13 protein-coding genes, 1 tRNA gene, 1 rRNA gene and 3 pseudogenes are annotated in these 19,804 nt (G+C 70.3%); 15 read left to right on the top strand and 3 right to left on the bottom strand.

All coding sequences use genetic code 11. The features are described from left to right. From rrf to AB0G17_RS18730, 3 genes are all read left to right on the top strand, one after another. A 5S ribosomal RNA gene (gene rrf, locus AB0G17_RS18740) occupies positions 1-88 on the top strand; the annotation flags it as partial. Between the two features lie 98 nt (positions 89-186). Then, positions 187-864: a DegT/DnrJ/EryC1/StrS family aminotransferase gene (locus AB0G17_RS18735; RefSeq protein ID WP_361383350.1), complete on the top strand. Its 678-nt coding sequence runs from the start codon at positions 187-189 to the stop codon at positions 862-864. Between the two features lie 112 nt (positions 865-976). Next, positions 977-1,049: transfer RNA gene (locus AB0G17_RS18730), tRNA-Thr, on the top strand. Between the two features lie 111 nt (positions 1,050-1,160). On the opposite strand, the gene AB0G17_RS18725 is transcribed toward AB0G17_RS18730, so the two are convergent. Continuing rightward, complete coding sequence (locus AB0G17_RS18725) at positions 1,161-3,863, bottom strand: SpoIIE family protein phosphatase (RefSeq protein WP_361383347.1); 2,703 nt, start codon at positions 3,861-3,863, stop codon at positions 1,161-1,163. A 231-nt stretch (positions 3,864-4,094) separates the two neighbouring features. Here AB0G17_RS18725 and AB0G17_RS18720 point away from each other — a divergent pair. Together AB0G17_RS18720 and AB0G17_RS18715 are read left to right on the top strand one after the other, a co-directional pair. Further along, positions 4,095-6,839: pseudogene (locus AB0G17_RS18720) on the top strand (HAMP domain-containing protein); the annotation flags it as partial. A gap of 42 nt (positions 6,840-6,881) precedes the next feature. After that, positions 6,882-7,955: pseudogene (locus tag AB0G17_RS18715) on the top strand (HAMP domain-containing protein); the annotation flags it as partial. Between the two features lie 70 nt (positions 7,956-8,025). Here the strand turns inward: AB0G17_RS18715 and AB0G17_RS18710 are convergent. Continuing rightward, a pseudogene (locus AB0G17_RS18710) lies at positions 8,026-8,124 on the bottom strand (hypothetical protein); the annotation flags it as partial. 92 nt (positions 8,125-8,216) lie between these two features. On the opposite strand from AB0G17_RS18710, the gene AB0G17_RS18705 reads away from it, so the two are divergent. The 10 genes from AB0G17_RS18705 (at position 8,217) to AB0G17_RS18660 (ending at position 19,000) form a co-directional block, all read left to right on the top strand. After that, entirely contained in the window at positions 8,217-9,626 is a 1,410-nt protein-coding gene (locus AB0G17_RS18705) for an ATP-binding protein (RefSeq protein WP_361383383.1), read from the top strand. Between the two features lie 244 nt (positions 9,627-9,870). Further along, positions 9,871-10,551 carry a response regulator gene (locus AB0G17_RS18700; RefSeq protein WP_361383344.1) on the top strand — a complete coding sequence of 227 codons (681 nt, stop codon included), beginning with the start codon at positions 9,871-9,873 and terminating at the stop codon, positions 10,549-10,551. A gap of 238 nt (positions 10,552-10,789) precedes the next feature. Beyond that, positions 10,790-13,612, top strand: a complete 2,823-nt coding sequence (locus tag AB0G17_RS18695) for a DNA translocase FtsK (RefSeq protein WP_361383341.1) — start codon at positions 10,790-10,792, stop codon at positions 13,610-13,612. A gap of 256 nt (positions 13,613-13,868) precedes the next feature. Continuing rightward, positions 13,869-14,732, top strand: coding sequence for a helix-turn-helix domain-containing protein (locus tag AB0G17_RS18690; protein ID WP_361383338.1), 864 nt, complete (start codon positions 13,869-13,871; stop codon positions 14,730-14,732). 95 nt (positions 14,733-14,827) lie between these two features. Continuing rightward, positions 14,828-16,303: a 30S ribosomal protein S12 methylthiotransferase RimO gene (rimO, locus tag AB0G17_RS18685; RefSeq protein WP_361383335.1), complete on the top strand. Its 1,476-nt coding sequence runs from the start codon at positions 14,828-14,830 to the stop codon at positions 16,301-16,303. Continuing rightward, on the top strand, positions 16,300-16,986 hold the full coding sequence (pgsA, locus tag AB0G17_RS18680) for a CDP-diacylglycerol--glycerol-3-phosphate 3-phosphatidyltransferase (protein WP_361383332.1): 687 nt from the start codon (positions 16,300-16,302) through the stop codon (positions 16,984-16,986). The genes rimO and pgsA overlap by 4 nt, the downstream gene beginning before the upstream one ends. Continuing rightward, entirely contained in the window at positions 16,983-17,492 is a 510-nt protein-coding gene (locus AB0G17_RS18675; RefSeq protein ID WP_361383329.1) for a CinA family protein, read from the top strand. The genes pgsA and AB0G17_RS18675 overlap by 4 nt, the downstream gene beginning before the upstream one ends. A 109-nt stretch (positions 17,493-17,601) precedes the next feature. Next, the gene (locus AB0G17_RS18670; protein ID WP_067165033.1) at positions 17,602-17,985 is read left to right on the top strand and encodes a helix-turn-helix transcriptional regulator; all 384 of its coding nucleotides are present in this window, start codon (positions 17,602-17,604) and stop codon (positions 17,983-17,985) included. Positions 17,986-18,139: 154 nt separating this feature from the next. Beyond that, complete coding sequence (locus AB0G17_RS18665) at positions 18,140-18,610, top strand: DNA starvation/stationary phase protection protein (protein WP_361383326.1); 471 nt, start codon at positions 18,140-18,142, stop codon at positions 18,608-18,610. Positions 18,611-18,784: 174 nt separating this feature from the next. After that, positions 18,785-19,000 (top strand): hypothetical protein, encoded by a 216-nt coding sequence (locus AB0G17_RS18660; protein WP_361383380.1) that lies wholly within the window; start codon positions 18,785-18,787, stop codon positions 18,998-19,000. Here AB0G17_RS18660 and AB0G17_RS18655 read toward each other — a convergent pair. Then, a complete protein-coding gene (locus tag AB0G17_RS18655; RefSeq protein ID WP_361383324.1) occupies positions 18,948-19,712 on the bottom strand; it encodes an SDR family NAD(P)-dependent oxidoreductase in 765 nt (254 codons plus the stop codon). The two genes, AB0G17_RS18660 and AB0G17_RS18655, sit on opposite strands and share 53 nt — an antisense overlap. Between the last annotated feature and the right edge of the window lie 92 nt (positions 19,713-19,804).

Genomic DNA, 19,804 nt, shown 5'->3' with positions numbered 1-19,804 from the left:
CGGTTACATTCCGAACCCGGAAGCTAAGCCTTTCAGCGCCGATGGTACTGCAGGGGGGACCCTGTGGGAGAGTAGGACGCCGCCGAACAAATTTTCAACGCGGGTTCCCGAGCTTCGGCTCGGGGACCCGCGTTTTTTTATGCCCGATCACCTGTTGTTCATATGGTGCGAGCACCATGCCCAGCTATGGGGATCATCGCAAAGCTGGAGTCCGCGGGCTTCGCGGCCGGGGACGAAGTGATCGTGCCGGCGTACGACGACGGTGCGGTGGCCCGGGCCGTGGTGGCGGCCGGAGCCCTGCCGGTGTTCGCGGACATAGACCCGGACACGTACTGCCTGGGGGTCGGGGGCATCGAGGCCGTCGTGACCTCGCGGACCGTCGGGCTCGTACTCGTCCACCGCTTCGGGCACCCCGCCGACGCCGGGAAGTTCCGGCAACTCGCCGGGCGGCTCGGGCTGTTGCTGGTGGAGAAGGACGAGGACGACGGCGAGGGCGGCGACGTCGTGCAACGCCGGGAGCGGGCCGGGTACTTGGACCGGCGGCTCGTCGGCGTACGCACGCCCGTACCGGCCGCTGGGCACGGGTATCAGCGCTATGTCGTCCGGGTGCCCGGGAACGGTCGGCCCGACCGGGACGCGTTCGCGCGGCTGCTGCTGCGGCGCGGGGTCGCGTGCGAGGTGCCCGTGGTCACGCCGGTACACCGGACGCGGGAGTTCAGGCGGGTCGGGTGTGTGCTGCCGGAGACCGAGCGGGCCGTGGACGAGACGCTCGCGCTGCCTCGCCTCGACGGGCTTTCCGACGCGGGCGTACGGAAGTTGGTCTCGGTCTGCAACGCGCTCGGAGGGCTGCTTCAGCCCGCGTGAGGGGGGCGCTGGGAAGAGCGTCGGAGGAACGGGCGAGCGTGGTTCGGACCACTATCTGATTCGGGGTATGCTTTACCTCGTTGGTGAGGGGGAAACCCCGAAACAACAACCGGCCCCTATAGCTCAGTCGGTAGAGCGTCTCCATGGTAAGGAGAAGGTCTGCGGTTCGATTCCGCATGGGGGCTCAGAAGCAAGACGATGAAAGGCCCCGCCCGATTGGGCGGGGCCTTTCGCGTTCCTACGGCCACCGGTTGGCGGTGGCCCCTGGGTCCTGTCGGTCCCCGGGCCCGGCACCGTTAATGCCGGGGCTGTTCCGGGATCCGCATCGACAGGATCGCCATGTCGTCGGACGCGGGCTCGGCGGCAAAGCGTTCCACCGCGCGCAGGACGCGGGCCGCAACGGCGCCGGCGGTCAGGCCCGTACACGTGGCGAGGACGTCGGTCAGACCGTCGTCTCCCAGCATCCGGGTACCCTCTCGGCGCTCGGTGATGCCATCGGTCACACAGAGCAGGACGTCGCCCGGGTCCAGGGTGATCGTCTGCTCGTACAGCTCCAGGTCCTCCATGACGCCGAGCAGCGGCTGGGGCTCGGCCGCGGGCTCGACCGTGCCGTCCTGGCGCAGGCGCAGCGGCAGCGGATGGCCCGCGCACACCACCTTCAGCACCGCGCTGCCGTCCTCCTGCGGCCACAACTCGCCGTAAAGGAGCGTCAGGAAGCGGCTGCGGGCGCCCTCGTCGAGGATCGCGGCGTTGAGGCGCTCCAGGACCGCCGGGCCGCCGAAGCCCTCGCGGGCGAGCAGGCGCAGCGCGTGGCGGGCCAGGCCCGTGACGGCCGCAGCTTCGGGGCCGGTGCCGCAGACGTCGCCGATGGCGAAGCCGTAGGCACCGTCGCGGATCGGGAAGAGGTCGTAGAAGTCGCCGCCGACCTCGTTGCCCTCGCCGGCCGCGCGGTAGATGACCTCGACCTCGACGCCGGGGATCTGCGGGAGGCCGGGCGGCAGCAGGCTGCGCTGGAGGGAGCGGCTGATGGCCATGCGCTCCGAGTAGAGGCGGGCGTTGTCGAGGGCGAGCGCGGCCCGGCGCGAGAGGTCTTCGGCCAGTTCCAGGATCTCCTGGCGGAAGTGGTCGTCGGAGGGCTTGCCGAGGGTGAGCATGCCGATGACGCGGTTGCGGGCGACCAGGGGCAGCACGACGGTTTCGCCGCCGACGGCGGCGGCCGTGGACAGCGTGGTGCCGAGGCCGCTGCCCAGGTGCGGGCTGGTGCCGCGGTCGAGGTCGCGCATCGAGGTGCGCAGCGCGGCCTGGTGGGCCGCTTCGCCGGGGGCGGCCCAGACGCGGGCGCCCGGGGTGGGGACCGGCTCCGGCGGGTCGATCTTGGACAGGAGCGCCTTGAGGCCGTCGATGCGCTCCTCGTCCTCGTGGAGGACATAGGACAGGTACGGTTCGGAGGCCTGGTCCGCGATCGTGTAGACGGCGCACCAGGTGGCGAGGGTGGGGACGGTCATCTGTGCCATCAGGGCCAACGTCTGGTCCCGGTCCAGGGTTCCCGCCAGCAGGTCCGAGGCCTCCACGAGGAAGCTCAGCGATCCCCGGCGCAGCCGCTCGAGCTCGCCCAGGCGGGCCGACTCGACGGCGAGCGCGATGCGGTCGGCGGCGAACTGGAGGCGCAACGCTTCTTCGTTGGAGTAGCGCCCGGGCGCTTCGGCGGCGACGCCGAGGGAGCCGGTGAGGCGGCCCTCGACCTTGAGCGGGACGGTGACGACCGAGCGCATGCCGGAGCCGCCGAGGATCGGGACGGCGCCGGGGACGGCCGCGAGGTCCTCGTGGACGGCGGGCATCCTGGCCGAGCCGTAGCGACCGGTGCCGGCTTCGACGGGCACGCGCGCGAAGCGCTGGCGGGCGGACGGGAGGCCGGTGGTGGCGCGTACTTCGAGTTCGGTCTCGTCGTCGGTGGCCAGGAGCAGGAAGGCGGCGTCGCCGTCGAGCATGTCGCGGGCGCGTTCCACGGTCCGTTGGAGCAGTCCGTCCAGGTCGTCGGGGGCGGGGGAGCCGATGAAGACCTCGAAGGGGTCGACGTTGCGGCTCTCGCCCATGGCGGCGGGATCGGTGGCGGGGGGCCGCACGGGGGTCTGCAGCACGGCCCGCTCGTCGTCGCGGACCAGCAGGCAGACGGTGGAGGGCTCGCCATTGGTGTCGCGTACCCGAAGATGTGACGCGTACACGGGCAGGACGCGGCCGTCGGCGCCGCGGATGCCGTAACTGCCCTCCCAGCGCGAGAGTTGCAGGGCCTCGACGATGCCGGTGGAGGTGCCGGGGGTGTGCGGCCAGGCCGCGAAGTCGGTGAGCGGCTTGCCGGTGACCTTCTCGGCCGGGTAGCCGAACAGGTCCTCGGCGTCCTCGTTCCAGGCGCGGACGGCGCCGGTGCGGTCGATCTGGATGACGGCGACGCGGACCCGGGCGTCGGCGACGGGCAGCAGCTCCACGGGCAGGGCCGGTCCGGCCGAGCGGGTGCCCACCCGGCGGGCGGGGAGGTCCAGCTGGAACCAGACGTGCTTCTGGGTGGGGGTGTACTCGACGCCCCAGCGGGAGGCGAGGGCGGCGCACAGCAGGAGGCCGCGGCCGTTCTCGCGCTCCGGGCCGGCGATCTCGGCGGGGGAGGCGTGGAGCGGAATTTCCCGTTCGGGGTAATGGTCGGCGACTTCGACCCGGACGCCGTCCTCGGAGCGCAGACACAGTACGTCTGCCGCGGTGCCCGCGTGGACGACCGCGTTGGTGACGAGCTCGCTGGTGAGGACGACGGCGTCGTCGACGACGTCCGCGTACCCCCAGCCCTGGAGGGTGTCGCGGACGAAGGCGCGGGCGGTCGCGACGGACCGCCCGACGGGTTCGAAGCTGGCTTCCGCCCGCGCGGTGATCACAGAACTCCTCGTACGCGTCTCGACACCCGGTTTCCCCGGCCGGGGTCCGGGAAGGTGCCCCCCGGGAATCAACACTCCCATGTGTGGCCCGCCCCCTCCGGTGTCCCGTGGTCGTCCTTGTGGCGTCCGCAGCACCCCGGGCTCAGAGGAGCAGGGGGCGCTCCCGCCTTCGGACGGACCGGGGCGGTTGGACAGCCGGAAGCCAGGTTACTTACCTTCGCTGTCCTGGCGGATGCCGGTCACCAGTGTTTCCGCCCTCCGAGGGCGGGGACGGTATGCGAAGCTGCCGAACTGTTATGGCCGGGTTCGGCCATGGTGAAACACTGGGAAGGCTTCGAAGAAAGCCCGACGAGGGCGGTCGACCCCTGCGGGAGGGACACGGTGGAGTCTGGCGTGGCGGCGCGTGGCAAGAGCACGCGTGCGAAGGGCGGACGGCCCCGCGGCAAGGGGACGACCGAGGTGGACACCGCTGCGCTGCAGCGGCTGCTCGCCGCACTGGCGTCGATGCGGGACGGCAATTTCCGCAAGCGGCTGACCGTCTCCGGGGACGGGGTGATGGCCGAGATCGCCGCCGTGTTCAACGAGGTCGCCGACCGCAATCTCCATCTGACCGGTGAGATCGCCCGGGTACGGCGGATGGTGGGGCGGGAGGGGAAGCTGACCGAGCGGCTGGAGAACGGGGCCTGTGAGGGCTCCTGGGCGGCCGCCATCGACGCCTCCAACGCGCTGGTGGACGATCTGGCCAGGCCGGTCTCCGAGGTCGGCAGGGTGCTGTCGGCGGTCGCCGAGGGCGATCTGGAACAGCGCATGGACCTGCGCTCGCACGGGGTGGACAACGCCGAGCGGCCGCTGCGCGGCGAGTTCCTCAAAGTGGGGCGAACCGTCAACAACCTGGTCGACCAGCTCTCGGCGTTCACCGACGAGGTGACGAGGGTCGCACTGGAGGTCGGCACCGAGGGCAAGCTCGGCGGCCAGGCGCAGGTGCGTGGAATGTCCGGTTCGTGGAAGGACCTCACGGATTCGGTGAACACGATGGCGTACCGGCTGACTGCCCAGGTACGTGACATCGCTCTCGTGACGACGGCGGTCGCCAAGGGCGATCTGTCGCGCAAGGTGACCGTGCACGTCGCCGGCGAGATGCTCCAGCTGAAGAACACCGTCAACACGATGGTCGACCAGCTCTCCTCGTTCTCCTCGGAGGTGACGCGGGTCGCGCGCGAGGTGGGCACCGAGGGCGAGCTGGGCGGCCAGGCGCAGGTGCCCGGGGTCGCGGGCGTGTGGAAGGACCTGACGGATTCCGTCAACCTGATGGCGGGCAACCTCACCGCCCAGGTGCGCGGGATCGCGCAGGTGACGACGGCGGTCGCCAATGGTGACCTGTCGCAGAAGGTGACCGTCAACGCGCGCGGGGAGGTCGCCCAGCTCGCCGAGACGATCAACCAGATGACCGAGACGCTGCGGACGTTCGCCGACGAGGTGACCCGGGTCGCCAACGAGGTCGGCGCCGAGGGTCTGCTGGGCGGTCAGGCGCAGGTGCCGGGCGCGGCGGGCACCTGGAAGGACCTGACGGACTCGGTCAACACGGTCTTCCGCAATCTGACGACGCAGGTGCGGGACATCGCCCAGGTGACGACGGCGGTCGCCAACGGCGACATGACCCAGAAGGTCACGGTCGACGTCGCGGGCGAGATGCTGGAGCTGAAGAACACCGTCAACACGATGGTGGACCAGCTTCAGTCGTTCGGTTCCGAAGTGACCCGGGTGGCCCGGGAGGTGGGCGTCGAAGGGCGCCTGGGCGGGCAGGCCGAGGTGCCGGGCGCGGCCGGCACGTGGAAGGACCTCACGGACTCCGTCAACAACGCGTTCCGCAACCTCACCGGTCAGGTGCGCAACATCGCGCAGGTGACGACGGCGGTCGCCAACGGCGATCTGTCGCAGAAGGTCACGGTGGACGTCTCCGGCGAGATGCTGGAGCTGAAGAACACCGTCAACACGATGGTCGACCAGCTGGCGTCGTTCGCCGCCCAGTTGACGCGGATGGCACAGGACGTGGGCACGGAGGGCCGGCTCGGCGGTCAGGCCCGGGTGGACGGCGTTTCGGGCACCTGGAAGGAACTGACCGACTCCGTCAACTTCATGGCGGGCAACCTCACGTCCCAGGTGCGCCAGATCGCCCAGGTGACCACAGCGGTGGCGCGCGGCGACCTGTCGCAGAAGATCGACGTGGACGCGCGCGGCGAGATCCTGGAACTGAAGAACACCATCAACAACATGGTCGACCAGCTGTCCGGCTTCGCCGAGCAGGTGACCAGGGTCGCGCGCGAGGTGGGCACCGACGGCCGCCTCGGCGGCCAGGCGCAGGTGCCGGGCGTGGCCGGTGTCTGGCGGGACCTGACCGACTCGGTGAACGGCATGGCCGGCAACCTCACCGCCCAGGTCCGCAACATCGCCCAGGTCGCCACGGCGGTGGCGCGCGGCGACCTGTCGCAGAAGATCGACGTGGACGCGCGTGGCGAGATCCTGGAGCTCAAGAACGTCCTGAACACGATGGTCGACCAGCTCTCGAACTTCGCGGAGCAGGTGACCCGGGTGGCCCGTGAGGTGGGCACCGAGGGCATCCTGGGCGGCCAGGCCGAGGTGCAGGGCGTCTCGGGCACCTGGAAGGACCTCACCCAGTCCGTCAACTTCATGGCGAACAACCTGACGTTCCAGGTGCGCAACATCGCCGAGGTGACGACGGCGGTCGCCAAGGGCGACCTCTCCAAGAAGATCACCGTCGACGCCAAGGGCGAGATCCTGGAGCTGGTGACGACCGTCAACACGATGGTCGACCAGCTCTCCAACTTCGCGGACGAGGTCACCAGGGTCGCGCGCGAGGTGGGCACCGAGGGCATCCTGGGCGGCCAGGCCCGGGTGCGCGGGGTCACCGGCATCTGGAAGGACCTCAGCGACAACGTCAACCTGATGGCGGCGAACCTCACCTACCAGGTGCGCAACATCGCCCGGGTCTCCACGGCCGTCGCCAACGGCGACCTCACCAAGAAGGTGACGGTCGAGGCGCGCGGCGAGGTCGCCGAACTCGCCGACACCGTCAACACGATGGTGACGACCCTGTCGTCCTTCGCCGACCAGGTCACCCGGGTCGCGCGCGAGGTGGGCACCGACGGCATCCTGGGCGGCCAGGCGCGCGTCCCCGGCGTCTCCGGTACGTGGAAGGACCTCACCGAGTCGGTGAACTCCATGGCCGACAACCTCACCGGCCAGGTGCGCCAGATCGCCACCGTCACCACCGCCATCGCCAAGGGCGATCTCACCAAGAAGATCGACATCGACGCGCGCGGTGAGATCCAGGAGCTGAAGAACACCATCAACACCATGGTCGACCAGCTCTCCTCGTTCGCCGTGGAAGTGACCCGCGTCGCGCGCGAGGTGGGCACCGAGGGGCAGCTCGGCGGCCACGCGCGCGTACGTGACGTCGACGGCACCTGGCGCGACCTCACCGAGTCCGTGAACGAGATGGCCGGGAACCTGACCCGGCAGGTGCGCGCCATCGCGGCCGTCGCCACCGCGGTGACCCGCGGCGACCTCAACCTCAAGATCGACGTGGACGCGGCGGGCGAGATCCAGGCCCTCCAGGACAACATCAACACGATGATTGCCAACCTGCGCGACACCACGGTCGCCAACAAGGAGCAGGACTGGCTCAAGGGCAACCTCGCCCGCATCTCCGGCCTGATGCAGGGCCGCCGCGACCTCGACGACGTCGCCTCCCTGATCATGACCGAGCTCACCCCGGTGGTCTCGGCCCAGCACGGCGCGTTCTTCCTCGCCCTGCCCACCGGTGGCTCCACCGACGTCGGCGGGGACGAGGACAGCCCGTACGAGCTGAAGATGCGCGGGAGTTACGGGTACTCGGCGGGCTCGATGCCCACCTCGTTCCGGCCCGGCGAGACGCTGATCGGCACGGCGGCGGAGGAGAAGCGCACGATCCTGGTGGAGAACGTGCCGCCGGGGTATCTGAAGATCTCCTCCGGTCTCGGGGAGGCGCCGCCCGCGCATGTGATCGTGCTGCCGGTGCTCTTCGAGGGCAAGGTGCTCGGCGTGATCGAGCTGGCTTCGTTCCAGCCGTTCACCCACATCCAGAAGGACTTCCTCAACCAGATCGCGGAGATGATCGCGACCAGCGTCAACACGATCAGCGTCAACTCCAAGACCGAGGTACTGCTCAAGCAGTCGCAGGAGCTCACCGAGCAGCTGCGCGAGCGGTCGGCGGAGCTGGAGAACCGGCAGAAGGCCCTGCAGGAGTCCAACGCGGAGCTGGAGGAGAAGGCCGAGCTGCTCGCCCAGCAGAACCGTGACATCGAGGTGAAGAACACCGAGATCGAGGAGGCTCGGCAGGTCCTGGAGGAGCGCGCCGAACAGCTCGCGGTCTCGATGCGCTACAAGTCCGAGTTCCTGGCGAACATGTCGCACGAGCTGCGCACCCCGCTCAACTCGCTGCTGATCCTCGCCAAGCTGCTCGCCGACAACGCGGAGGGTAACCTCTCGCCGAAGCAGGTCGAGTTCGCGGAAACGATCCATGGTGCGGGTTCGGACCTGCTCCAGCTGATCAACGACATCCTCGACCTGTCCAAGGTCGAGGCGGGCAAGATGGACGTCAGCCCGACCCGGATCGCCCTGGTGCAGCTCGTCGACTACGTGGAGGCGACCTTCCGGCCGCTCACCGCGGAGAAGGGGCTCGACTTCTCCGTACGGGTCTCGCCGGAGCTTCCGGCGACGCTGCACACCGATGAGCAGCGGCTGCTCCAGGTGCTGCGCAACCTGCTGTCGAACGCGGTGAAGTTCACCGACAGCGGGGCCGTCGAGCTGGTGATCAGGCCCGCCCACGCGGACGTTCCGCACGCGATCCGTGAACAGCTCCTGGAGGCGGGCTCGCTGCGCGACGCGGACGCCGACCTGATCGCGTTCTCGGTCACCGACACCGGCATCGGTATCGCGGCCAGCAAGATGCGGGTGATCTTCGAGGCGTTCAAGCAGGCCGACGGCACGACCAGCCGCAAGTACGGCGGCACGGGCCTGGGCCTGTCCATCAGCCGCGAGATCGCCCGGCTGCTCGGCGGCGAGATCCACGCGGCGAGCGAGCCCGGCCGCGGCTCCACCTTCACGCTCTATCTGCCGCTGCACCCCAGCGAGTTGCCGCCGCAGGGATACCCGCAGCTGCCGCCCGGCGGCGAGGCGTCCGCCGAGGGCGGCGCCCTGGACGGCGCGCGCCAGGACCTCGTCCCGCACGAGACGGCGCCGCTCACCCCGGGCGAGAGCCAGACGGGGACGGCCGGGCTGTTCCGGCGCCGCCGCAAGACGCTCGGCGCGGAGCCCGCGGCGACGCTGCCCGGGCAGCAGGGGGAGGCGCAGCGGGACTCCTGGGCGGCCCAGGAGCCGGAGCCCACGCCCGCGCGCACCTTCCACTTCGGCGGCGAGAAGGTGCTGATCGTCGACGACGACGTACGGAACGTCTTCGCGCTCACCAGCGTCCTGGAGCAGCACGGGCTGTCGGTGCTGTACGCGGAGAACGGCCGCGAGGGGATCGAGGTCCTGGAGCAGCACGAGGACACGGCCGTCGTGCTGATGGACATCATGATGCCGGAGATGGACGGGTATGCCACGACATCGGCGATCCGTCGTATGCCGCAGTTCGCCGGGCTGCCCATCATCGCGCTCACCGCGAAGGCGATGAAGGGCGACCGGGAGAAGGCCATCGAGTCCGGCGCGTCCGACTACGTCACCAAGCCGGTCGATCCCGACCACCTGCTCTCGGTGATGGAGCAGTGGATGCGAGGGAAGTGATCGGTGGCCGCACGGTTCACCGCGAGTTGCTGACTGACTGTGGCCGAAGGCGTGTGAGACGGCGGTATTCGGGGAACCTTCTGGTCTCCCACTACGTTTCTGCTACGTGCACAGTGACATCGCGGTGACAGGGTGTGGCGACAGGCGGGGTGCGGCTACCATGACCGGCACAAGGACGGGCGGCGCAAGGGAGTCGTCCCCTGGGGCGGCGCCCGGTGCACTGCCGGGGCGAGGAGGACGGGCCATGGTGCAGAAGGCCAAGATCCTCCTGGTCGATGACCGGCCGGAGAATCTGCTGGCGCTGGAGGCCATCCTCTCTGCGCTCGATCAGACACTGGTGCGGGCATCGTCAGGGGAGGAAGCGCTCAAAGCACTGCTGACGGACGAATTCGCGGTCATCCTGCTGGACGTCCAGATGCCTGGAATGGACGGTTTCGAGACCGCCGCGCACATCAAGCGGCGGGAGCGGACCCGGGACATCCCGATCATCTTCCTCACGGCCATCAACCACGGCCCGCACCACACGTTCCGGGGGTACGCGGCGGGGGCCGTCGACTACATTTCGAAGCCCTTCGACCCCTGGGTGCTGCGTGCCAAGGTGTCGGTGTTCGTCGAGCTCTACATGAAGAACTGTCAGCTGCGCGAGCAGGCGGCGCTGCTGCGGCTCCAGCTGGAGGGCGGCGGCCAGACGGCCGGCGACCCCAAGGAGCCCGCGGGTCTGCTCGCCGAGCTGTCCGCGCGGCTCGCGGCCGTCGAGGAGCAGGCCGAGGCGCTCTCCAAGCAGCTCGACGACGAGTCGGCGGACGCTGCCGCGGTGGCCACCGCGGCCCACCTCGAACGCAAACTGACCGGTCTGCGACGGGCGCTTGACGCCCTGGAGCCGGGCACCGGCAGCGGCACGGCGGCTCTGCCCTCGCAGAACTGACGCAGAACCGACGCTGAACGGGCGCTGAACGGACGCCGAGCCGGGCGGAACGGACGCGGAACCGACGCGGGAACCGAGCGGCCCGGACGGTGCGGAATCGAGCCGTACGGAGGGGCTTGACGCTGATGACGCGTCAGGCCCCTTTGTGCGTACGTGACTATCGTCTTTCGGTACGACACGAACGGGTGAAGCACCGGCCGTCGTGTCGACCGCCGCCCGCACCGGTAACCTCAGCACCATGGCCTCACGTACGTCCGGCAAGGGTTCCCAGGGCACGGCGGGCACCGCGAAGCGCGCCGGCCGTACCGCGGCACCCGCCAAGAAGGCAGCCGCGCCCGCCAAGAAAGCGCCCGCGAAGAAGGCTGTCGCGCCCGCGAAGAAAGCCGCCGCCAAGAAGGCACCCGCCAAGAAGGTGGCGGCCGCCAAGCCCGCGCCCAAGCCGGCGCCTTCGCCCACCGGGGGCGTGTACCGGATCGCGCGCGCCCTCTGGCTGGGCGCGGCCCACGGGGTCGGGGCGATGTTCCGCGGCATAGGGCGGGGCGCCAAGGGCCTGGACCCCGCCCACCGCAAGGACGGGCTCGCCCTGCTGCTGCTCGGCGTCGCGCTGATCGTCGCCGCGGGCACCTGGTCGAATCTGCAGGGGCCGGTCGGTGACCTGGTCGAGATGCTGGTGACCGGCGCGTTCGGCCGGCTCGACCTGCTGGTGCCGCTGCTGCTCGGCGCCATCGCGGTCCGTCTGATCCTCTACCCGGAGAGGCCCGAGGCCAACGGGCGGATCGTGATCGGCCTCTCCGCGCTGGTGCTCGGCGTGCTCGGCCAGGTCCACATCGCCTGCGGCTCTCCGGGCCGCGACGACGGCACCAGCGCGATGCAGGACGCGGGCGGCCTGATCGGCTGGGCCGCCTCCAAGCCGCTCGAATTCCTGATGGGCGACGTCCTGGCGGTGCCGATGCTGGTGCTGCTGACCGTCTTCGGGCTGCTCGTGGTCACCGCGACGCCCGTCAACGCCATCCCGCAGCGGCTGCGGGCCCTGGGCGCTCGGCTCGGCATCGTCGAGCCGCTGCCGGGAGAGCTCGGCGAGGACGAGCTGTACGACGAGCGGTACGAGGACGACTGGCGCGACGAGGAGCCCGCGCCGCGCGCCCGGCGCACGCCGGGGCGCCGTACCCTCCCGTCCGACGTGCACGCCCAGGACGAGGCCGAGCAGGCGGCGCTCTCGCAGCGACGCAAGCCCCGGCGCGCCTCGGTGCAACCGGCGTTCGACAACCCGATGGACCCGGTCGACGTGGCCGCCGCCGCGGCCGCGGCGCTGGACGGCGCCGTACTGAACGGCCTGCCGCCGTCCCCGATCGTCGCCGACCTCACCCAGGGCGTCTCCGTCGAGCGCGAGCGCGGAAACACCACGCCGGTGCCGACGGCCCGAGGCGAGGCCGGGGCCAGGACCGGAGCCGCCGCCAAGGCCGACCTCGCCAAGTCGGGGGCGCCCAAGGCGACCCCGGGCGCCCCCGCCGTCGTACCGGATCTGACCAAGGCGGCTCCGGCGCACTCCGAGATGCCCTCGCGCGCCGAGCAGCTCCAGCTCGCGGGCGACATCACCTACGCGCTGCCCTCGCTGGACCTGCTGGAGCGCGGCGGGCCGGGCAAGACGCGCAGCGCCGCCAACGACGCCATAGTGGCCTCGCTGCAGAACGTCTTCACGGAGTTCAAGGTCGACGCGGCCGTCACCGGCTTCACCCGGGGCCCGACGGTCACCCGCTACGAGGTGGAGCTGGGCCCGGCCGTGAAGGTCGAGCGGATCACCGCGCTGACCAAGAACATCGCGTACGCGGTGGCCAGTCCGGACGTACGGATCATCTCGCCGATCCCCGGCAAGTCGGCGGTCGGCATCGAGATCCCCAACACCGACCGCGAGATGGTCAACCTGGGCGACGTGCTGCGCCTCGCGGACGCGGCCGAGGACGACCATCCGATGCTCGTCGCGCTCGGCAAGGACGTCGAGGGCGGCTATGTGATGGCCAATCTGGCGAAGATGCCGCACGTGCTGGTGGCCGGCGCGACCGGCTCCGGCAAGTCGTCCTGCATCAACTGCCTGATCACCTCGGTCATGGTGCGCGCGACGCCCGAGGACGTACGGATGGTGCTCGTCGACCCCAAGCGGGTCGAACTCACCGCGTACGAGGGCATTCCGCACCTGATCACGCCCATCATCACCAACCCCAAGCGGGCCGCCGAGGCGCTCCAGTGGGTCGTGCGCGAGATGGATCTGCGCTACGACGACCTGGCGGCGTTCGGATTCCGCCATATCGACGACTTCAACGAGGCGATCCGCAACGGCAAGGTCAAGCTGCCCGAGGGCAGCGAGCGGGAGCTGACGCCGTATCCGTATCTGCTGGTGATCGTCGACGAGCTCGCGGACCTGATGATGGTGGCGCCGCGTGACGTCGAGGACGCGATCGTGCGCATCACCCAGTTGGCCCGCGCCGCCGGCATCCATCTGGTCCTCGCCACCCAGCGGCCGTCCGTCGACGTCGTGACCGGTCTGATCAAGGCGAACGTGCCGTCCCGGCTCGCGTTCGCGACCTCCTCGCTCGCCGACAGCCGCGTCATCCTCGATCAACCCGGCGCCGAAAAACTCATCGGAAAGGGTGACGGACTGTTCCTGCCGATGGGTGCGAACAAGCCGACCCGCCTTCAGGGCGCGTTCGTCACCGAGGACGAGATCGGCGCGATCGTCCAGCACTGCAAGGACCAGATGGCGCCGGTCTTCCGCGAGGACGTCACCGTCGGGCAGAAGCAGAAGAAGGAGATCGACGAGGAGATCGGTGACGACCTCGATCTGCTCTGCCAGGCCGCTGAGCTGGTCGTCTCCACCCAGTTCGGGTCGACGTCCATGCTCCAGCGCAAGCTGCGGGTCGGCTTCGCCAAGGCGGGCCGGCTGATGGACCTGATGGAGTCGCGCGGGATCGTGGGCCCCAGCGAGGGCTCCAAGGCGCGTGACGTCCTGGTCAAGCCGGACGAGCTCGACGGTGTGCTGGCGGTGATCCGCGGGGAGGCTCCCTGATGGCCCGGGGCGGGCCCGAGGGGCGCGGTCCCGCGGCCGAATGGAGCATGGAAACGGGAGCGCGGGGCAACCGTTTTCCTCGGTCATACGTCCAGTTGAGGGAAGAGCAGGAACATGCCTCCCTCCTGACCCGTTAGGAGGAAGGGAGGAGGCCATTCGTATGGCGTACAAACTCCACCCTCCCGGTTGCCCCACCCTTTCGTACCCCCCCTAGACTGAACACCCAGCAGGTGGCTCACGCTCGAAAGGCGCCCCCGTGTCCATCGGCAACTCTCCCGAAGACGACCGGCCTTCCCTCGGCGACGACGACCGGCCCTCCTTTGCTGACGACGACCGGCCGACGATCGGCCACGCCCTCAAGCAGGCCCGTATCGCGGCAGGACTGACCGTCGACGAGGTCAGTTCGATCACGCGCGTGCGCATCCCGATCGTGCAGGGCCTGGAGGAGGACGACTTCTCCCGGTGCGGCGGCGATGTGTACGCGCGCGGACACATCCGCACCGTCGCGCGGGCCGTGCATCTGGATCCCGAACCCCTGGTCGAGCGGTACGACGCCGACCACGGCGGCCGTCCCGCGCCCACGCCCGCGGCGCCCATGTTCGAGGCCGAGCGGATCAGGCCCGAGCGGCGCCGGCCGAACTGGACCGCGGCCATGGTCGCCGCGATCGTGGTGGTCGTCGGCTTCGTCGGCTTCACGATGTTCAGCGGCAGCGGCGACTCCAAGGGCAAGAGCACCCAGGTCGCCGAGGGCCCGACCCAGACGCACCAGCAGAGCCCCAGCCCCAAGCCGTCGTCGGTCCCGCCGGTCGCGCCCAAGCCGCCCGCCCCCTCCGACAGCGCCATCGCCGCGGCCCCGCAGGACAAGGTCACCGTCAAGCTCAGCGCCATCTCCGACAAGAGCTGGATCTCCGCCAAGGCGCACAACGGCCAGGTGCTCTACGACGGCCTCCTGGAGAAGGGCGAGTCGAAGACCTTCGTCGACGGCGAGAAGATCGATCTGATCCTCGGCAACGCCGGCGCGATCGAGCTCTACGTCAACGGCAAGAAGGTCGAGGACCAGTTCGGTGACGGCCAGGTCGAGCGGCTGACCTACACCAAGGGCGACCCGGTCGTCGGCTGACCGGGACCGCCGGAGTCCCGGCCGCGCACGGCCGCCGATTCCTTGATCAACCCTCGGGGCGGGGAGGCGGGCCGGGACAAAGTAGTCTTGAGTCCATGCCCGAACGCCGTACCGTCGCCCTTGTCACTCTCGGCTGCGCCCGTAACGAGGTGGACTCGGAGGAGCTTGCAGGCCGCTTGGCAGCGGACGGCTGGGAGCTCGTCGAGGACGCCTCGGACGCCGATGTCGCCGTCGTCAACACCTGTGGGTTCGTCGAAGCCGCCAAGAAGGACTCCGTCGACGCCCTCCTCGAAGCCAATGACCTCAAGGACCACGGCCGCACCCAGGCCGTGGTCGCCGTCGGCTGTATGGCCGAGCGGTACGGCAAGGAGCTCGCCGACGCGCTCCCCGAGGCCGACGGCGTGCTCGGCTTCGACGACTACGCCGACATCTCCAACCGCCTCCAGACCATCCTCAGCGGTGGCAGCGTGGAGGCGCACACCCCGCGCGACCGGCGCAAGCTGCTGCCGCTGAGCCCCGTCGAGCGCCAGAGCGCCGACGTGGCGCTGCCCGGCCACGCGCAGGAGGCGCCGGAGAGCGCCCCCGAGGACCTGCCGGAGGGCATCGCGCCCGCCTCCGGCCCGCGCGCCCCGCTGCGCCGCCGCCTGGACACCAGCCCGGTCGCCTCGGTGAAGCTGGCCTCCGGCTGCGACCGGCGCTGCTCGTTCTGCGCCATCCCGTCCTTCCGCGGCTCCTTCATCTCGCGCCGCCCCTCGGACGTGCTGGGCGAGACGCGCTGGCTGGCCGAGCAGGGCGTCAAGGAGGTCATGCTGGTCTCCGAGAACAACACCTCGTACGGCAAGGACCTCGGCGACATCCGGCTCCTGGAGACACTGCTGCCGGAGCTCGCGGCCGTCGACGGCATCGAGCGCGTCCGCGTCAGCTACCTGCAGCCCGCCGAGATGCGGCCAGGCCTGATCGACGTGCTGACCTCGACCGAGAAGGTCGTGCCGTACTTCGACCTGTCCTTCCAGCACTCCGCGCCCGGCGTGCTGCGGGCCATGCGGCGCTTCGGTGACACCGAGCGGTTCCTGGAGCTCCTGGAGACGATCCGCGCCAAGGCTCCGCTGGCCGGTGTGCGCTCCAACTTCATCGTCGGCTTCCCCGGTGAGACCGAGGCCGACTTCCAGGAGCTGGAACGCTTCCTCACGGCCGCCCGCCTCGACGCCATCGGCGTCTTCGGCTACTCCGACGAGGAGGGCACCGAGGCCGTCACGTACGAGAACAAGCTGGACGCCGAGGTGATCGCGGAGCGGCTCGACCACCTGTCGCGGCTCGCCGAGGAGCTCACCGCCCAGCGCGCCGAGGAGCGCGTCGGCGACACCGTCAGGGTGCTGGTCGAGTCGGTCGACGGCGAGGACGGCGTGGTGGGCCGCGCCGAGCACCAGGCGCCCGAGACCGACGGTCAAGTGCGGTTCACGGAGGGCACGGGACTGACGCCGGGCCGTATCGTCGAGGCGAAGGTCGTCGCCGCCGAGGGCGTCGACCTGGTGGTGACGAGTCTCGACGTCCTTGAGGAGGCGGCCAGATGACCGGAGTCCCGGCATCCGCGGCGGGCGGTGGCCGTACGCCGGCGCCCGGCGGCAAGCTGGGCGCGGCGGCCGTCAACCAGGCCAGCCTCTGGAACATCGCCAACATCCTCACCATGGTCCGGCTCGTGCTCGTGCCGGGCTTCGTGGCGCTGATGCTGCAGGACGGCGGGTACGACCCGGCCTGGCGGGCCTGGGCGTGGGCGGCGTTCGCCGTCGCCATGATCACGGACATCTTCGACGGGCATCTGGCCCGGACGTACAACCTGGTCACGGACTTCGGGAAGATCGCGGACCCCATCGCGGACAAGGCGATCATGGGCTCCGCGCTGGTCTGCCTCTCCTCGCTCGGCGATCTGCCGTGGTGGGTGACCGGGGTGATCCTCTTCCGGGAACTCGGGATCACGCTCATGCGTTTCTGGGTCATCAGGCACGGAGTGATTCCCGCCAGCCGGGGCGGGAAGCTCAAGACCCTGGCGCAGGGCACGGCAACGGGGATGTACGTGCTGGCGCTCACGGGTCCGCTGGCGACCCTGCGCTTCTGGGTGATGGCGGTCGCCGTGGTGCTGACGGTCGTCACCGGGCTCGACTATGTGCGACAGGCGGTCGTACTGAGGCGCCAGGGGCTCGCCGCGCAGCGCGCGGAGCGCGCCGCCGACGCCGCAGTGGAGGGACCGGGCCGGTGAGCGGGGCGGCCCGGATCGTCCAGGTGCTCACGGAGCGTGAGCAGACGCTTGCGGTGGCGGAGTCGCTGACGGGCGGACTGGTGGCCGCCGAAGTGACGTCCGTGGCGGGCGCCTCGCGCGTCTTCCGCGGCTCCGTGACGGCGTACGCGACGGAGCTGAAGCGGGACGTGCTGGGCGTCGACGCGACCCTTCTGGCCGAGCGCGGAGCGGTGGATCCCGAGGTCGCGCGGCAGATGGCGGCGGGTGTGCGGAAGGTCCTGGGTGCCGACTGGGGCCTGGCGACCACCGGCGTCGCCGGGCCCGCACCTCAGGACGGCCACCCCGTCGGGACGGTGTACGTGGCGGTCGCGGGACCGGACGGCACAGCAAAATCCATCGCTTTGAGGTTGAACGGCGACAGGGCGGAAATCCGTAGGGAGAGTGTACGGAGCGTGCTCGAACTGCTCTCCAGTGAACTCGGCGAAGATGCGCGGGCACAGGATACGGAACAGAACGGGGGGAATTGATGTTTGCAGCCCTGAGTGAACACGACATCGCTCCCCGCACGGCCGCAGCGCGAGGCGGTACGGTGGGGCGTGAAGGATGCGGCTACGCGGTCCGAGGAGGGAGCCACCGATGATTCTGCTCCGTCGCCTGCTGGGTGACGTGCTGCGTCGGCAGCGCCAGCGCCAGGGCCGTACTCTGCGCGAAGTCTCCTCGTCCGCCCGAGTCTCACTCGGCTATCTCTCCGAGGTGGAGCGGGGGCAGAAGGAGGCTTCCTCCGAGCTGCTCTCCGCGATCTGCGACGCGCTTGACGTACGGATGTCCGAGCTCATGCGGGAAGTGAGCGACGAGCTGGCACTTGCCGAGCTCGCTGCCTCGGCGGCGGCGAGCGACCCGGTGCCTGCACCGGTACGTCCGATGCTCAATTCGATCTCCGTGACGTCGGTGACCGGTGTCCCGACGGAGCGAGTGACGATCAAGGCGCCCGCGGAAGCGGTGGACGTCGTCGCGGCCTGACGCCTGTTGTCGTCAGGCTCTGTCTGTGAGTGGCCCCGACCGGTCTGTTGACCGGCCGGGGCTTCTCTGTTCCCCGGATCTTTTCCGGAATGCCCACTTTGTGGCTTCTGTGCCAAGGTGGGGAGAGTCAGTGCTCACGGAACGGAGTGCATGCATGTCTGTCGTCAAGAGCTCGCTGTCCGAGGCCGACCTGAAGACGGTCGGCGACGCCCTCCAGGGCGCACTCGTCGACCTGGTGGACCTCTCGCTGGTCTCCAAGCAGGTCCACTGGAACGTCGTCGGGCCGCGCTTCAGGTCCGTCCACCTCCAGCTCGACGAGGTGGTCGACACCGCGAGGCTCCACTCCGACACGGTGGCCGAGCGGGCCGCCGCGATCGGTGTGTCCCCCGACGGCCGCGCGGCGACCGTGGCGTCGTCGAGCGCCATCGGCAAGGTGCCGACCGGCTGGATCAAGGACACCGACGCGGTACGGATCCTGGTCGACGCGCTGGGTGCGGTGGTCACCAACATGCGCGAGCGGATCGACGCCACCGGCGAGCCCGACCCGGTCAGCCAGGACGTGCTCATCGGGCTGACGGCGGACCTGGAGAAGCATGCGTGGATGTTCCAGGCGGAGACGGCCTGAGGTGCGGGCGGGGGTGAAGGTGCTGTCGGGGGCGAAGGTGCTGTCAGGGTGAAGGTGCGGGCGGGGTGGGTGGGGCGGCGCGCGGGGCCTGGTGTGCGCTGCGACTGCATCCGGTGCGCCCTCCCGGTGAACGGGGGAGCGGTCTAGCGTCGGCCCGAGGAGGCGGCCATGGCGGTGGCGGTGCGATGGGTGCCGGCGCTCGTGGTGGGGGCGCTGTGGTGGTGGGCGGTGCTGCGCCTGCTGACGGCGCCCGAGGAGGCCGGAGTCCTGGAGGGCGCGGTGGCCGCGGGCGGCTGGGGCCTGAGCCTGCTGCCGGTGCATGTCACGAGCCCCACGGTCACCACGGCATCGCGACGCCGCCGTTCGGACGCAGGATCTGGCCCGTCGTGAACGACGAGGCGTCCGAGGCGAGATGGAGCACGGTGTGCGCGATGTCCTCGGGCTCGCCGACCCGCCCGAGCGGGGAGAGCCGGACCATCGTCGACTCGATCCGCCGCTGGTGCTCGGTCGAGTGCCGCTCGGTCATCGGCGTACGGACCCAGCCCGGAGCGATGGCGTTGACGCGGATGGCATGCGGGCCGAGCTCGGTGGCGAGCGTCTTCGTCAGCTGGACGACGGCCGCCTTCGAGGCGCTGTAGCAGAACAGCCCGGGCCCGGCGGAGTCGACGGCTCCGGACGCCATGGTGATGATGCTGCCCGGCGTACCGTTCTCGATCATGACGCGCGCCACCTCCTGACAGGAGTGCAGTACGCCTTTGAAGTTGACCGCGAGAACGCGGTCGAGGTCGGCGTCGTCGGTGTCGAGGACGGCGCTGGAGTGCATGATCCCGGCGATGGCGGCCAGGATGTCGACCCGGCCCGCGGCCCGGACGGCCGCGCGCAGCCGGGTGCGATCGGTCACGTCGAGCACATGGGTGTACGCGGCGCCACCTGCCTTCGCGATCAGCTCGCGGGTGCCCTGGAGGCCCTCGTCGTCGAGGTCGGCGCAGTGCACGACCGCGCCCGCCTCCGCGAGCAGCACGGCACTGGCCCGCCCGATACCGCCGGCGGCGCCGGTCACGAAGGCGGTGCGATCGGTGAGGTCGTACGCCGAGAGGGGCATGCGGGGACGGTACGGCGGAACCTGACGGGCCGTCAACTGGTCCTGCCTTGACGTGCCTTGACGTGCCTTGTCTTGCCCTGCCGCGCCCTGTC

Origin of the sequence: Streptomyces sp. NPDC023838 (assembly GCF_040639555.1) — a bacterium.
In the GTDB taxonomy this organism is placed as follows: domain Bacteria; phylum Actinomycetota; class Actinomycetes; order Streptomycetales; family Streptomycetaceae; genus Streptomyces.
The sequence above is the reverse complement of the archived record's forward strand: the minus strand, read 5'-3'. Positions and strand labels throughout refer to the sequence as shown.

Excerpts from the sequence above, each read along its gene's own strand:
- AB0G17_RS18655 (WP_361383324.1), bottom strand. The coding sequence starts at position 19,712 with ATGCCCCTCTCGGCGTACGACCTCACCGATCGCACCGCCTTCGTGACC.
- pgsA (WP_361383332.1), top strand. The coding sequence starts at position 16,300 with ATGACCGGAGTCCCGGCATCCGCGGCGGGCGGTGGCCGTACGCCGGCG.
- AB0G17_RS18735 (WP_361383350.1), top strand. The coding sequence starts at position 187 with ATGGGGATCATCGCAAAGCTGGAGTCCGCGGGCTTCGCGGCCGGGGAC.
- AB0G17_RS18695 (WP_361383341.1), top strand. The coding sequence starts at position 10,790 with ATGGCCTCACGTACGTCCGGCAAGGGTTCCCAGGGCACGGCGGGCACC.
- AB0G17_RS18725 (WP_361383347.1), bottom strand. The coding sequence starts at position 3,863 with ATGGGAGTGTTGATTCCCGGGGGGCACCTTCCCGGACCCCGGCCGGGG.
- AB0G17_RS18705 (WP_361383383.1), top strand. The coding sequence starts at position 8,217 with ATGCGCTACAAGTCCGAGTTCCTGGCGAACATGTCGCACGAGCTGCGC.
- rimO (WP_361383335.1), top strand. The coding sequence starts at position 14,828 with ATGCCCGAACGCCGTACCGTCGCCCTTGTCACTCTCGGCTGCGCCCGT.
- AB0G17_RS18665 (WP_361383326.1), top strand. The coding sequence starts at position 18,140 with ATGTCTGTCGTCAAGAGCTCGCTGTCCGAGGCCGACCTGAAGACGGTC.
- AB0G17_RS18670 (WP_067165033.1), top strand. The coding sequence starts at position 17,602 with ATGATTCTGCTCCGTCGCCTGCTGGGTGACGTGCTGCGTCGGCAGCGC.
- AB0G17_RS18700 (WP_361383344.1), top strand. The coding sequence starts at position 9,871 with ATGGTGCAGAAGGCCAAGATCCTCCTGGTCGATGACCGGCCGGAGAAT.